Origin of the sequence: Methylibium sp. Pch-M (assembly GCF_004136295.1) — a bacterium.
GTDB lineage: Bacteria > Pseudomonadota > Gammaproteobacteria > Burkholderiales > Burkholderiaceae_C > Methylibium > Methylibium petroleiphilum.
Genome location: NZ_CP029606.1, coordinates 1072722 through 1086609 on the forward strand (window position 1 = coordinate 1072722; position 13888 = coordinate 1086609).

Annotated in this window: 13 protein-coding genes; 6 read left to right on the forward strand and 7 right to left on the reverse strand. The window is 70.5% G+C overall.

Going from position 1 to position 13888, the window contains the following annotated elements:
- Positions 1-17: 17 nt before the first annotated feature.
- From C1M51_RS05055 to C1M51_RS05070, 4 genes are all read left to right on the forward strand, one after another.
- A complete protein-coding gene (locus C1M51_RS05055; protein WP_129448516.1) occupies positions 18-917 on the forward strand; it encodes a flagellar biosynthesis protein in 900 nt (299 codons plus the stop codon).
- Positions 918-967: 50 nt separating this feature from the next.
- A complete protein-coding gene (locus C1M51_RS05060; protein WP_129448517.1) occupies positions 968-1681 on the forward strand; it encodes an RNA polymerase sigma factor FliA in 714 nt (237 codons plus the stop codon).
- Between the two features lie 31 nt (positions 1682-1712).
- Positions 1713-3065, forward strand: coding sequence for a methyl-accepting chemotaxis protein (locus tag C1M51_RS05065; RefSeq protein ID WP_129448518.1), 1353 nt, complete (start codon positions 1713-1715; stop codon positions 3063-3065).
- Between the two features lie 121 nt (positions 3066-3186).
- A complete protein-coding gene (locus C1M51_RS05070) occupies positions 3187-4335 on the forward strand; it encodes a DUF6607 family protein (protein WP_242499976.1) in 1149 nt (382 codons plus the stop codon).
- A gap of 30 nt (positions 4336-4365) precedes the next feature.
- On the opposite strand, the gene C1M51_RS05075 is transcribed toward C1M51_RS05070, so the two are convergent.
- Complete coding sequence (locus C1M51_RS05075; protein WP_129448519.1) at positions 4366-5799, reverse strand: wax ester/triacylglycerol synthase family O-acyltransferase; 1434 nt, start codon at positions 5797-5799, stop codon at positions 4366-4368.
- A 108-nt stretch (positions 5800-5907) separates the two neighbouring features.
- Between C1M51_RS05075 and C1M51_RS05080 the strand changes: the two genes are divergently transcribed.
- Positions 5908-6162 carry an acyl-CoA-binding protein gene (locus C1M51_RS05080; RefSeq protein WP_011830661.1) on the forward strand — a complete coding sequence of 85 codons (255 nt, stop codon included), beginning with the start codon at positions 5908-5910 and terminating at the stop codon, positions 6160-6162.
- 350 nt (positions 6163-6512) lie between these two features.
- Here C1M51_RS05080 and C1M51_RS05085 read toward each other — a convergent pair whose 3' ends face one another.
- From C1M51_RS05085 to C1M51_RS05110, 6 genes are all read right to left on the reverse strand, one after another.
- Positions 6513-6860: a polyhydroxyalkanoic acid system family protein gene (locus C1M51_RS05085; RefSeq protein ID WP_011830662.1), complete on the reverse strand. Its 348-nt coding sequence runs from the start codon at positions 6858-6860 to the stop codon at positions 6513-6515.
- An 18-nt stretch (positions 6861-6878) separates the two neighbouring features.
- On the reverse strand, positions 6879-7970 hold the full coding sequence (locus C1M51_RS05090; RefSeq protein ID WP_129448520.1) for an aminopeptidase: 1092 nt from the start codon (positions 7968-7970) through the stop codon (positions 6879-6881).
- Positions 7971-8012: 42 nt separating this feature from the next.
- Complete coding sequence (locus tag C1M51_RS05095; RefSeq protein ID WP_129448521.1) at positions 8013-8708, reverse strand: hypothetical protein; 696 nt, start codon at positions 8706-8708, stop codon at positions 8013-8015.
- A gap of 17 nt (positions 8709-8725) precedes the next feature.
- On the reverse strand, positions 8726-9928 hold the full coding sequence (locus C1M51_RS05100) for an ammonium transporter (RefSeq protein WP_242499977.1): 1203 nt from the start codon (positions 9926-9928) through the stop codon (positions 8726-8728).
- Positions 9929-10158: 230 nt separating this feature from the next.
- Positions 10159-12201 (reverse strand): molybdopterin-dependent oxidoreductase, encoded by a 2043-nt coding sequence (locus tag C1M51_RS05105; protein ID WP_129448523.1) that lies wholly within the window; start codon positions 12199-12201, stop codon positions 10159-10161.
- Positions 12180-12542, reverse strand: a complete 363-nt coding sequence (locus tag C1M51_RS05110) for a hypothetical protein (protein WP_129448524.1) — start codon at positions 12540-12542, stop codon at positions 12180-12182. The genes C1M51_RS05105 and C1M51_RS05110 overlap by 22 nt, the downstream gene beginning before the upstream one ends.
- 151 nt (positions 12543-12693) lie before the next feature.
- Here C1M51_RS05110 and C1M51_RS05115 point away from each other — a divergent pair, with 151 nt between their 5' ends.
- Complete coding sequence (locus C1M51_RS05115; protein ID WP_129448525.1) at positions 12694-13887, forward strand: M20 aminoacylase family protein; 1194 nt, start codon at positions 12694-12696, stop codon at positions 13885-13887.
- The last annotated feature ends 1 nt before the right edge of the window (position 13888 follow it).

A 13888-nucleotide genomic window follows, 5' to 3' on the forward strand; every position in this document is an offset into this window, starting at 1 on the left:
ACGACCCCGCTGCCGCCATGTCCGCCGACCTGCCCCGCCGCGCCTGCCGCCCCGCCACCGACAGCTGGTACAACCAGCTCGACGACCTGCCGACCCACCCCGCACCGGTCGACCAGGCCCAGGGCCTGCGCCGCCTGTTCGTGAGCCGCACGATGCGCTGCATCCCGGTGGTGTCCAACCCGAAGATCGCCTTCGGCGGCGCGCTGCTGGAGCGCCTGTGCAGCGCCTACGCCGAGCAGGGTCTGCGCACCCTGGTGGTCGACGCCGGCGAGAACGCCCGTGCGCCGGCCGAACTGGCCAGCTTCGACCTCGCCGAGGGCGTGGAAGTGCTGAGCCCGCACGTGAGCTACCTCGCCGCCGGCGGCCTGACGCTGCGCTTCGTGGATGCGAGCGGCTCGACCTCCGGCTTCCTCGACGCCATTTCCGAAGCCGCTCCCGACATCGATGTGCTGCTGGTGCATGCCAGCGCCACCGAACTGGCCCGCCTGTTCGCGCGTCGCGTTCAGGAGCTGCAGGCTGCCACCGTGCGCCCCATCGTGCTGTGCGACGAACAGCCCGACAGCGTCACGCACGCCTATGCGGCCATCAAGCTGCTGGCGACGCGTGCCGCCTTGCTGACGCACGACCTCCTGTTCAGCGCCCCGCCCGATTCGCCGCGCGCTGCCAAGGTGGCCGAACGCATGGCGCGCTGCGCCGACGACTTCCTGGGGGCCACGCTGCACGACTGGGTGGCCGTCGACCCGACCGAGGCGCCCACCGACGGCCCGAGCCTGCGGCTGAAGCGCCTGGCGCGTGAACAGCTCGCCTGCGCACTGCCGCACACCGTGAGCGACAGCGTGTTCGGCGCACTGGCCGGCGAGATCGGCGCACGCTCCGCGCTGCCGTCGCTGGGCTCGCGCCTGCCGCGGTCGCGCTGAATCCCCGATCGAAGACCGAACGAACCGCCGAACACCGCCTGGAGCCCGACATGTACACCGCCACCGGTCGCCTCGAAACGAACGCCATGATCAAGCAGTACAGCCCGCTGGTGCGTCGTCTTGCGCACCAGATGATCGCCAAGCTGCCGGCCAACGTGGAGATCGACGACCTGATCCAGGTCGGCCTGATCGGCCTCACCGACGCGATGTCACGCTTCGACAGTGCGCAGGGCGTGCAGTTCGAGACCTTCGCCACCCAGCGCATCCGTGGCGCGATGCTCGACGAGCTGCGCGGCAGCGACTGGATGAGCCGCGGCAACCGCAAGCAGCAGCGCGAGATCGAGATCGCGGTGCACAAGCTGCAGCAGCAGCTCGGCCGCGCGCCGGCGGAGAGCGAGATCGCCAAGCAGATGGGCCTGTCGCTCGCCGACTACCAGGAGCTGCTGGGCAAGGTGCGCGGCACGCAGCTCGTCTATCTGGAGGACATGTCCGGCGACGATGGCGACAACGACTTCCTCGATCGCCACGTGGCCGACGAGAACGAGAACCCGGTGGCCCTGCTGCAGGACCATCGCATGCGCCTCGCGCTGATCGAGGCCATCAAGACCCTGCCCGAGCGCGAGCAGTTCGTGATGGGGATGTACTACGAGCAGGACATGAACCTCAAGGAGATCGCCGCGGTGCTGGGCGTGACCGAATCGCGCGTCTGCCAGCTGCACAGCCAGTCGATCGCGCGGCTGCGCGCCAAGCTGCGCGACCACTGAACCCCAAAGAAGAAACGAGCACGAGACAACCATGCTGAGCCTGTTCAAGAAGACCCCAAGCGCGGCCGCGGCCGCCGACCCGGCCCCCGTCGCGGCGCCAGCTCCCGACCTGCGCCAGGCGGTGCAGAGCATCGCCCAGGCGGCCTCCCGTCTCGGCCGTGACGCGGCCGAGGTGCGCGGCCTGATCGAAGACAGCAACCAGGTCAACCAGCGCCAGGTCCAGGCGCTGCAGACGCTCGGCAGCCAGCTGGGCGAGGTGCAGCGCGCGCAAGGGGGCATCGGCACCACCACCACCGAGAGCCTGAAGGCCGTGGAGCGCGCACGCGCCGCGGTGGAGCAGGTGGGTACCGAGGTGGGCGGCATCGTCGACACGCTGCGCCAGGTGGCGGCAGCGGCCGGACAGATCACGCAGATCGCGCTGCAGACGCGCCTGGTGGCGTTCAACGCCTCGGTCGAGGCCGGCCGGGCCGGCGAGGCCGGACGCGGCTTCGGTGTCGTGGCCGACGCGGTGAAGGACCTGTCGGCCAAGGTCGAGGCCTCGTCGAAGCAGATCATGAGCACCGTGGCCGAGCTCGACCAGCGCGTCGGCGCGCTGGCGCGCGAGATCCAGTTGCGCGAGGGTGAGGCGCCGCAAGGCGCCTTCCACCGGGCGCTGGCCGAGGTGCAGGGCGGGGTCGGCAGCATCAGTGCCGCGGCGGTGCAGAGCCGCACGATCTGCGACGGCCTGAACGAGCAGATGGCCGCGATCGACCGCGAGATGCAGCGCTCCAGCCAGACGCTGGGCAGTGCCACGGCGCGCAGCGAAGCCTTCCTGAAGGTCAGCGAGAACATGATCGAGGTGGTGGCCGACTGCGGCATCGACACCGACGACACGCCCTACATCCGCGGCGTCCAGGAGGCCGCCTCGCAGATCAGCAAGCTGCTGGAGGACGCGCTGCGCACCCACACCATCGCCGTCGCCGACCTGTTCGACGAGAACTACCAGCCCGTGCCCGGCACCAACCCGGCCCAGCACACCACGCGCTTCGTCGCGCTGGCCGACCGGCTGTTCCCGCAGGTGCAGGAGCGCCTGCTGACGCTGAACCAGAAGGTCGTCTACTGCATCGCGGTCGACCGCAACGGCTACGTCGCCACCCACAACCGCCAGTACTGCAACCCGCAACGCAGCAACGACCCGGTGTGGAACACCGCGAACAGCCGCTACCGCCGCATCTTCAACGACCGCACCGGCCTCGCGTCGGCGCGCAACACCCGGCCCTTCCTGCTGCAGACCTACCGGCGCGACATGGGCGGCGGCAACTTCGTGCTGATGAAGGAAGCCGCGGCACCGATCACCGTCAACGGTCGCCACTGGGGCGGCGTGCGGCTGGCCTTCCAGTTCTGAGCCCGACCCGATCGACGCAGGACGGCGCCCCGGGGCGCCGTTTTTCATGGGCGAGCGCCAAGCCCGGACATTCGGCAGGTGCATTGCGGCCGGCAGCGCGAACGCGCACAGAATGCGCCGCATGAAGAAGTCCCCCGCACTGCTGTGCCTGCTTGCGCTGCTGGCCCTGCCCTGGGCCGCTGCGGCCTACACCGAGGCGACTCCGGCCGCCGCACCCAGCCAGTTCATCTTCGCCTGGCCGCTCGGCGAGGCGACCCTGAAGCCGCGCGGCGCGAGCACGCGCGGCGTGCCGGTCGAGCTCGACACCGCGGCCAGCGAGGCCTGGAAGCGGCTGCGCGAGCCCGGTCTCAGCGCGCGCGAGCGCGACCGCCGCGCCATCCTCGCGATGGCCGGTCCCTACCGCGTGAGCTTCGACTTCCTCGAGGTGCTGCGCTTCGATCCCGCGCTGAAGCCGGACGCGCCCTACCAGAGCTGGGGCACCGAGCAGGTGTTCGTGTCCGAGGACCGCGGCGACTTCATCGCACTGCAGCACATCCTGGTGATGCGGGTGCAGATGCAGGACGGCCAGGTCAGCGAGCCCATCGTCGTGCGGCACTGGCGGCAGGAGTGGCGCTACGAGGCCGACAGCCTGCTCGCCTACGAAGGCCGCAACACCTGGGTGCGCCGGCCGGTACCGGCCGGTGAACGCAGTGGCAGCTGGGTGCAGAGCGTGCTGCAGGTCGACGACTCGCCGCGCTACGCGGCGCGCGGGCGCTGGCAGCACGGCGACAGCTTCTCCACCTGGATCAGCGACGAGACCTGGCGCCCGCTGCCGCGGCGCGAGTTCAGCGTGCGCAGCGACTACCAGGTGCTGGTCGGCAGCAACCGCCACACCATCACGCCCGGCGGCTGGGTGCAGGAGGAGAACAACCTGAAGCTCGCGCTCGGCGACGGCGGACGGCCACGCGCGACGCTGCCCTATCTGGCGCGCGAGTACGGCGTGGCGCGCTACGAGCGCATCACCGGCCACGACTTCAGCGCCGGCCAGACCTACTTCGAACGCACCGAGCCGTTCTGGGCCGAGGTGCGCGCCGCCTGGCGCCGCATCGGCAGCGCCCAGCCGCGCTTCGCGCTGCGCGCGCCGGTCGACCAGGGCGGACTGTTCGCGCCCTTCTTCGAGTACGCCGAGGGCCTGGTCGAGGGCAAGCGTTTCGACGTCGACGATGCCCGGCGCTTCATCGACCGGACGCTGGCCGAGCGCTACCTGGCCGGCCTGCCGACGCCGCCGTGACCGCCACCGCCGGGCGTGCGTGAGGCGTCCTCACTCGCCCCACGGCAGCATCAGCGTCACCAGCAGCAGCTTCTCGAACTCGGGCGCGAAGCGCTCGATGATCGCCTCGGGGTCCGGGCACAGCGTGGAGTCGGTGATCAGCCCGAACTGCACGCCGCCACCGTAAGAGAGGATGGACACGCCCATGCCGATGTCGCCCGACTGCGGCACCCAGAACATGGTCTGCCGCAGCGTGGCACCGCAGAACTTCAGCGGCTCCTTCGGGCCGGGCACGTTGGTCATGACCGCCGTCGCCTTCTTGGCGAACAGGTTCAGCAGCGCGTGCTGCACCGGCTTGACCAGCAGCCCGGCGATGGCGAGCACGCCGAACGCGAGCACCGGCTGGTAGCTGCCCTTGAGCTCGTTCATGCGGCGGCGCACCGCGTAGACACGCTGCACCGGGTTGGCGATGCCGATCGGCAGCACCAGCGGCACCAGGCCGAAGCGGTTGCCCAGCTGATGCGCCTTCTCCAGCGGCCGCAGGTTGACCGGCACCATCGCACGGATCTCCTGGCCGGTGGGGTCGTCGCCCTTTGCCTCGAGGTAGCCGCCGATCGCGCCGGCGGCGCAGGCCAGCAGCACGTCGTTGATCGACGCGCCCAGTGCCTTGCCGACCGAGCGCACGTCGTCCAGCGGGATCGGCTCGCACCAGGCCACGCGCTTGCTGGTGCCGGGCTTGCCCTTGAGCCGCGTCGGCGAGTCGTCGGGCATCAGCGCGAGCGCAGCGACGTCCTTGACGATCTGGGCGCCGGTGAGCGCCATCTCGACCGAGCCGAACAGCGGCTGCTGCGGCTTCGACAGCAGCTCGACGGACTTGGCCACGCCGTCGCCGTAGAGGCCGATGGCCTTGATCGCGACGTCGGTGATCGGCTTGAGCACCGCATCGCTCAGCCAGTCCTTCTCGTCGTCGGGCTTCTGTGCGCGCTCGGGCGGCGGCTTGCCGCCGTCGGTGATCGACAGCATCACCGAGATCAGCGCGATGCCGTCGGCGATGCAATGGTGGATGCGCGCGATCATCGCGCTGCCGCGCCGGCCCTCGACGTCGGGGTAGTCCTCGATCAGGTGCAGCTGCCACAGCGGGTGGGCCGGGTCGAGCGGGGTGGTCGCCAGCTCGGCGGCCCGCGCCTCCAGCGCCTGGCGCGGGCTCTGTCCCTTGCGCGGCGCCAGTCGCTCGCTGCGCACGTGGCGCTGCAGGTCGAAGCTGCGATCGGTGACCCAGCTCGCGCCCATCGCGTCCTCCACCACCTTCTGGCGGAAGCGCTTGTACTTCAGCAGGCGCTCCTCGACGCGCTGGCACAGCGCCGCATGCGACACGCCGGGCTCGAGCAGCCACACGCCCAGGATCATCATCAGGTTGGACGGGTTGTCCATGCGCAGCCACGCGGTATCGACACGCGACATGCGCTCCGGCGCGGCGGTGGCCATCAAGGGTCTCCTCGGGTTGTTCTCGGGTTTTGGCCGGGACGATGCTCGGTAAGATCGACAGCGTCAATCTGATTTTCACTGCCGTCCCTTGCCCACGAGGAGCGCTCCATGGCCGATCTGAAAGCCCGCTTCGATGCCGCCGTCGCTGCGTCCAAGACCCTGCCGGAGAAGCCGGACAACCAGACCTTGCTGAGGATCTACGCCCTCTACAAGCAGGCAACCGCCGGCGACGTGGACGGCAAGCGCCCCGGCTTCTCCGACATGGTGGGTCGCGCGAAGTGGGACGCGTGGAATGAACTGAAGGGCACCGCCGGCGAGTCTGCGCAGCAGGATTACATCGAGTTGATCGAGTCGCTGAAGTAGGGAGTCGCGCTTGGCATGTGCAGCGTGTGAGCGCTGCTGACCAGGGCATCGGGTGAACGGCTGCGTTCGTGTCCCCCGCGGCCGGCCCCGCGGGCCGACCGCTCCTCCTTTACCTCACTTCGCCGTTCACCCGATGCCCTGGTCGCACGCACCACCGCGGCACGCGAAGGCTTCACAACCCCGGCACACCGCGGTGTATCGAAGCGCCGTGACGGGCCGCTGTGTGGAGTGAAGTAGAGGAGGAGAGCCCGGCCGGAGGGCGGGCTCGGGGGACATGAACGCAACACAGTGGACCGGCGCGGCGCCCGCTCAGCGCTCGCATACAGGCCGTATGAAACGTGCAGACCTTGTCAGGTCTTCTTGCGCGCCGCCTTCTTCGCCGCAGCCGGCGCCTTGGCGCGCTTGTGCTCCGCCGCCAGCAGGCCATCGAGGTTCTTCTCGATCTCGCCCTCGATGGTCTTCTGGAAGGCGCCGAGCAGGAAGCTCAGCTTCGCGGCGAGCTCGAAGGCATCGCTGCGCACGAGCAGCGTGCCGTTCACGCCGCTGCGCGTGAAGTGCACCACGTCCTCGTCATCGCCCTCCTCCACCGTGCATTCCATGCCGAACTTGGCTTCGGCGTCCTCGGCCCATTTCCACGCGATCTCGCGGGCGCGCTTCAGGCCGAGCTGGTGGGGGCGATGCAGGGCGATGTCGGGCATGGAGACACTCGGTTCGGTTCAGGGCGGCGGCAGCTGACGGCCGGCTCCGAGTGTGGCGCGGCGTTCGGCCTGCGGCAAGCTGGCGAGGCGCCGCACCTCGGCGTAGAAGCGCGAGAAGTCGCTGCCCTCGGCGGCGAACAGTGCCTCGAAGCCCGGCACCAGCGCGTTGTAGGCCGACTGCACGCCCAGGCTGGCGTTGTTGGCCCGCGCGAACCAAGCGTCGTAGCCGCCGTAGCCGGCCCACGGACCGGCCTTGAGGCGCGCGTGCTCGGCGCGCATCTGCGCCATCAACACGGCCTTGCCGGCACGCTTGTCGGCTTCGCTGCCGGGCCCACGGTACAGCGCGTCGAGCTGCGTGCGGGTGGCGAGCACGAGCGTGCGGAAGTCGCGGCGGCGCGTATCGAAGCGCTCGTACTCCTCGCGTGCCGACACATCGGCCCGTTGTGCGAGCCAGCGCTCGCCGCCGAGGCGTTCGACCGCGGTCGCGAAGCTTTCGTTGAACTCGGTGTCGTCCTTCGCATAGGCCACCTGGTGCGCCAGCTCGTGGAAGATCAGCCGTGCCAGCTCGCCTTCGGGGTAGCCGATGAAGGTATTGAGCAGCGGGTCGGCAAAGAAGTCACCGGGCAGCTTGCCGAGCGTGGAATAGGCGGGCACACCGTAGACGCTGACCTCCTGGCCCTGGGACATCAACTCGGCGGCCAGCGCGTCGGCCGCGCCGCGGTCGAAGTAGCCGCGGTAGCCGACGCAGCCGACCACCGGGAAGCACCAGGTCTTCAGGCTCAGCGACAGCTCGGGCGCCGCGACCACGTTCCACACCACGGCGGGCCGGCCGAGGTCGGCATAGCGGCGGTAGCTGGCGTTGTCGGGCAGGCCCAGCTCCTGGACCGCGAAGTCGCGGATGCGCTGGCTCAGCAGCAGGCGCTCGCGCAGCACGGCCGGCGTGCCGGCGTCGGCCAGCCAGTCGTCGACCGGCTTCGCGGCGCGCATCACGCCAAGGTGGCCCTGCACCGATTGCGAGAGGTAGGCGACGCTGCCGCAGCCGCCCAGCAGCGCCAGCGCAGCGCCGACCGCGACAAGAGAGAACCACCAGGACCGGGCGCGCAGCAGCATGGCGCGCAGTCTACGGCTCCATGCGGACAGGTCGGCGTGGCGCTACAGGTAGCGGCGGATGCCGGTCAGCGCCGGGACACCACTGGCCTCGAGCCGGTCGACGGCCTGCGTGAAGCAGGCGTCCGCGCGCACCGGCCCCAGCAGTTCGGCGAGTGCCACGTACATCACGTTGATCAGCAGCGTGCCATGGCCGCCGGCCGGCCAGTCGCCATCGAGCGTGCTCACCTGCCCGCTCCACCACAGCGACGCCGCGTGCTGCTGGGGTCGCGGCAGGCTGGCCGCGTGGCGGATCAGCGCGCGGCGCACGCGCGCCGGCGTCAGGCCGACCGGCAGATCGCGCGAGAGCTGGGCCTCGATCGCCGCGAAGAAGGCCTGCAGGGCCGCCACCCCCTCGCCCAGCCGCGGCGCCACCGGGGCGACGGAGCCCGGTGGCAGGCTGCCCGGCTCGGTGGACTCGAAGGGTTGCGAGGACAGTGGATCGTCCGGCAGGCGCCGCGGGTCGCTCTGCAGCGCGCGGAAGATCCTGAGGTGCAGCTCGGCTTCCTTGCCGGCCAGGCCGAAGCCGTCGGCGATCTGCCGGCAGTAGCGGCTCAGGCCGAGGAACAGCGCGCCGCGCCCCTGGAACTGCTGGCACCACAGCATCACCGCGTCGCGCACGCGCGGCGCCTCCAGGTACTCGGCCAGCGCGTGCGCCAGCGCACGCCGCACAGTGACCGGGTCGTTGTCGCGGCTTGCCATCGTCGACGCACCGCCGCTCATCGCTTGCCCCGGTGCACCGCGTCCTGCTGGAACTCGGGGTAGCCGATCTCGTAGTGCTCGGTGAAATCGAGGCCGCGCTGCTCGTCGAGCGTGCTGGCGCGCAGGCCCATGCCGCGGGCCAGCAGCCAGTACATCAGCAGCGCGGTGCCGAAGGACCACACGAAGGCGACGCCGCAGCCGATCGCCTGCACGCCGAGCTGCTGCAGGTCGAACATCGCGTCGTGCTTGAACAGCCCGGCCGCCAGCGTGCCCCAGACGCCGCCGACCGCATGCACCGAGACGGCTCCCACCACGTCGTCGATGCGACCCGCCTCGAGCAGCCAGCCGGCCAGCACGCTCAGCCCGCCGGCCACGAAGCCGGTGAGCAGCGCATAGGCCGGCTCCATCACGTGGCAGCCCGCGGTGACGCCGACCAGGCCGGCGATGCTCCCGTTGACGGCCGCCGTCATCAGCACCGGCTGGCGGCCGAGCGCCAGCATCGCCAAAGCGCCGATCGCACCCGCCGCGCCGGACAGGTGGGTGTTGAGCACGATCTTGCCGATGCCCACCGTGGCCGCGGCGGTGCTGCCGCCGTTGAAGCCGAACCACCCCAGCCACAGGATGAACCCGCCGAGCGCCACCGAGGTGAGGTTGTGGCCGAGCATCGGGCGCGCCTCGCCGTTGGGTCCGAAGCGTCCGAGCCGGGGCCCGATCACCAGGACGGCAGCGAGCGCCGACCAGCCGCCCACCGAGTGCACGACGGTCGATCCGGCGAAGTCGATGAAGCCCATCTCGCGCAGCCAGCCCTGGCCGGAGAACAGCGAGCCCCAGGCCCAGGACCCGAACACCGGGTAGATGAGCCCGGTGATGAGCACGGAGCTGACGATGTAGGCCCAGAAACGCGCACGCTCGGCGATCGCGCCGCTGACGATGGTGGCGGCGGTGGCGGCGAACATCATCTGGAAGAACAGCAGCCCGTAGTCGGCCTCGGGCATCGCGTGCGGCAGGAAGCGGTCGGTGCCGATCCAGCCGCTGGCATTGGCGCCGAACATCAGGCCGAAGCCCACGGCCCAGAAGGCGACCGCGCCGAAGCACGTGTCGCAGTAGTTCTTCATGATGACGTTGATCGCGTTCTTGGCGCGGCTCATGCCGCTTTCCAGCAGCGCGAAGCCGGCCTGCATGAAGAACACCAGGGCGCCGGCGGCCATCATCCAGACCATGTCGGTCCCGGACTTCAGCTGTTCGATCGTCGTGGGGTCGGCGGCGTGAGAGGCGGCCGCGAGGCTCGCGAGCAGGACGGCGCACGCGAGAGGACGCGCGGCCCGACGGACAGCAGGTTTCAAGACGGATTCCCAACGTTCTGGTGACGCGGCAACGTGGCAAGACACATGCCACCGCGCTGGCCAGCGACCGGACTTCCACGCGACGCATCGGCCGCGTGACGGACTGCTCAGTCCGCGCTCACCTCGACCAGGCAGTCGTAGAAGCTCGGGGCCCGACCGAGGTCGGTGAGCTTCTGGTGGGTGACTTCGTTCACGTTGCTGCCGCGCACGCCGAGCTTGCGCCACCAGATGCCCAGGCCGTTGACCACACCGGGGCGCGCCCGCTCGCTGAGCACGGCCTTGCACCAATACTGGCCGCGCTCGTTGAAGACACGCACCAGCGCACCATCGTGGATGCCGCGCGGCGCCGCGTCGCCCGGGTGGATCTCCAGCACCGGCTCGCCCTCGATGTCGCGCAGGCTCTTCACGTTGACGAAGCTGGAGTTGAGGAAGTTGCGCGCCGGCGGCGAGATCATCGCCAGCGGATAGGCCGCAGCGAGCGCGGGCGTGCTCTGCGCCGACTCGTGGTTGGGCACGTGGTCGGGCACGCCCCAGCCGGGCGCGTCGATGCGGCAGCGCCCGCTCGGCGTGGGGAAGCCGCCGTCGGCGAACGGCGCCTCGGGCAGCGGCAGCTGGACCCAGCCGTGTTCACGCAGCTCGTCGAAGCGCACGTGGCGGCCGAAGGCCTGGCGGGCGATCGCCTCGTCGCTGTCGCCGAAGCAGGGGTCGACATAGCCCATGCGCGCGGCGAGGCGCCGGAAGATCTCGGTGTTGGGCAGCGCCTCGCCCAGCGGCGCGACGGCCGCTTCGTTGATCAGCACCGAGGTGTGGCCGTAGCTGCGGTGCACGTCCAGGTGCTCGAGCTGGGTGGTCGCGGGCAGCACGAAGTCGGCGTGGTCGGCGGTGTCGGTGAGGAAGTGCTCCAGCACCACGGTGAACAGATCCTCGCGCGCGAAGCCCCGCACGACCTGGGGCGATTCGGGCGCCACCGCGACCGGATTGCTGTTGTAGACAACCAGCGCCTCGATCTTCGGGCCGAAGCCGGCCGAGCTCTCGCGCAGCAGGTCGTCTCCGATGGTGCTCATGTTGATCGTGCGCGGACGGCGCGCGCCCAGCAGCTCGGGCCGCTGCAGGGCGCCGTGGTCGATCGGGTACCAGCCGCTGCTCGACAGCAGCAACCCGCCGGCGCGATGCCGCCAGGCGCCGATCAGGCAGGGCAGCGTGGCGATCAGGCGCGCCGCGTTGCCGCCGCCATGCACGCGCTGCATGCCGTAGTTGAGGCGGATCGCGGCCGGCCGTGTGCCGCCGTAGTCACGCGCCAGGCCACGCACCTGCTCGGCGTCCAGGCCGCAGACGGCGGCGGTGCGCTCGGGCGTCCAGGCGAGTGCCTTCTCGCGCAGCGCAGGCCAGCCCTCGGTGTGGCGGTCGATGTAGTCGTGGTCGAGCCAGTCGTTGACGATCAGCTCGCGCATCAGGCCGAGCGCCAGCGCACCGTCGGTGCCGGGCAGCAGCGCAAGGTGCTGGTGGCACTTGTCGGCGGTCTCGGAGCGGCGCGGATCGATGCAGACCAGCTTCGCGCCGGCGCGCTTGGCCGCCTGGGCGTAGGTCCAGAAGTGCAGGTTCGACGCGATGCTGTTGCTGCCCCAGATCAGGATCAGCTTCGCCTCGGCGAAGTGCTCCACGTGCATGCCGACCTTGGCGCCGTAGCTCGCCGTCAGCGCCTCGCCGCCGGCGCTGGCGCAGATGGTGCGGTCGAGCAGCGAGGCCCCCAGGCGGTGGAAGAAGCGCGCGGCCATGCTTTCGCCCTGCACCAGGCCCATCGTGCCGGCATAGCTGTACGGCACGATGGCCTGCGGGTCGCGCGCAGCGATCGCCTGCAGGCGCGTCGCGATGACGTCCAGCGCCTCGGTCCAGCCGACCCGCTCGAAGCGCCCGGCACCCTTGGGCCCCACGCGCCGCAGCGGGTGCAGCACGCGCTCGGGGTGGTAGGTGCGCTCGGGATAGCGCGAGACCTTGGTGCACAGCGCGCCGTGGGTGGTCGGGTGGTCGGCGTCGCCCTGGACCTTCACCGCGCGGCCATCGCGCACCGTGACGCGCAACGCGCAGGTGTCGGGGCAGTCGTGCGGGCAGGCGCCGCGCACGCTGCGGGTCAGCCCGCCGTCGCCTTCCACTTGCCGTCCACCTTGCAGAGCTGCTGCTCGCTGCGGGCACTGAGCGCCTTGTGCCGGTTCTCCATCACCACCACGCGGCAACCCGCGCGCTCGCCCTCGCGCGCCGTGACGCTCCCCTCGCTGCCGCTGCGGTCGTTGCGCCAGGTCACCGGCACGCCCAGTTCGGGCGCGGCCAGCGCCTGCGTGACGGCGGCACGGTAGAGCTTGAAATCCTGCTCGTTGAAGCGGCTGATCGGCGTGTTGCGCAGGAAGCCGTAATTGGCGACCTGGGCCAGCGCCGCGCTGCCGGCGGCCAGCGCCCCGAACGCCACGGCGGCACCGACAAAGCTTCGTCCTCTCATCGCGGTCCTCCCTGCCGCCCGCGTCTCGGCCGGCCCGGCATGGAGTGTGCCTCGTGCCGGCGGAGGCTGCAGAACGACCCTGTCGCGGCTGCGTCGCCGGGCGCGGCATTACCATGCCAAGGTGGAATCTTCGCCCGCTGGGGAGACGCCGATGCAGTTGATCGAATCCATCCTCGCCGACAGTGCCGCGGTCACCGCGATCCGCCGAGACCTGCACGCCCACCCCGAGCTGTGCTTCGAGGAGCGCCGCACCGCGGACGTGATCGCCCGGACCCTGGGCGACTGGGGTATCCCGGTGCATCGCGGGCTGGGCACGACCGGTGTGGTCGGCATCGTCAAGAATGGCTCGTCAGACCGCGCGATCGGCCTGCGTGCGGACATCGACGCGCTGCCGATCACCGAGCACAACACCTTCCCCCACGCCAGCCGCCACGCCGGCAAGATGCACGCCTGCGGCCACGATGGTCACACCGCGATGCTGCTCGCGGCCGCCCAGCACTTCTCCAGGCACCGGAACTTCGACGGCACCGTCTACCTGATCTTCCAGCCGGCCGAGGAAGGCGGCGGCGGCGCGCGCGAGATGATCAAGGAGGGGTTGTTCGAGCGCTTCCCGATGGAGGCCGTGTTCGGCGCCCACAACTGGCCTGGGCTGAAGGTGGGCCAGTTCGCGCTGAAGACCGGTCCGGTGTTCGCAAGCAGCAACGAGTTCCGCATCACCATCCAGGGCAAGGGCGCGCACGCGGCGATGCCTCATCTCGGTGTCGATCCGGTCCCGGTGGCCTGCCAGATGGTGCAGGCCTTCCAGACCATCATCACGCGCAACAAGCGCCCGCTCGACACCGGCGTGATCTCCGTGACGATGATCCACACCGGCGAGGCCACCAATGTCGTGCCCGACAGCTGCGAGATCCGCGGCACCGTGCGCACCTTCACGACCGAGGTGCTCGACCTGATCGAGCAGCGCATGCGGACCGTCGCCGACGCCACCTGCGCGGCCTTCGAGACGCGCTGCCGCTTCGAGTTCTCGCGCAACTATCCGCCCACCATCAACCATGCGGCGGAGACCGCGTTCGCGCAGTCGGTGATGACCGAGGTGGTGGGCGCCGAGAACGTGCTGGAGTTCGAGCCGACGATGGGAGCCGAGGATTTCAGCTACTACCTGCAGCACCGGCCCGGCTGCTATTTCGTCATCGGCAACGGCGACGGCGCGCACCGCGAGGGCGGACACGGCCTGGGCCCTTGCATGCTGCACAACCCGAGCTACGACTTCAACGACGACCTGATCCCGCTCGGGGCAACGCTGTGGGTGCGGCTGGCCGAGCGCTGGCTCGCGACGCCGCGCTGAC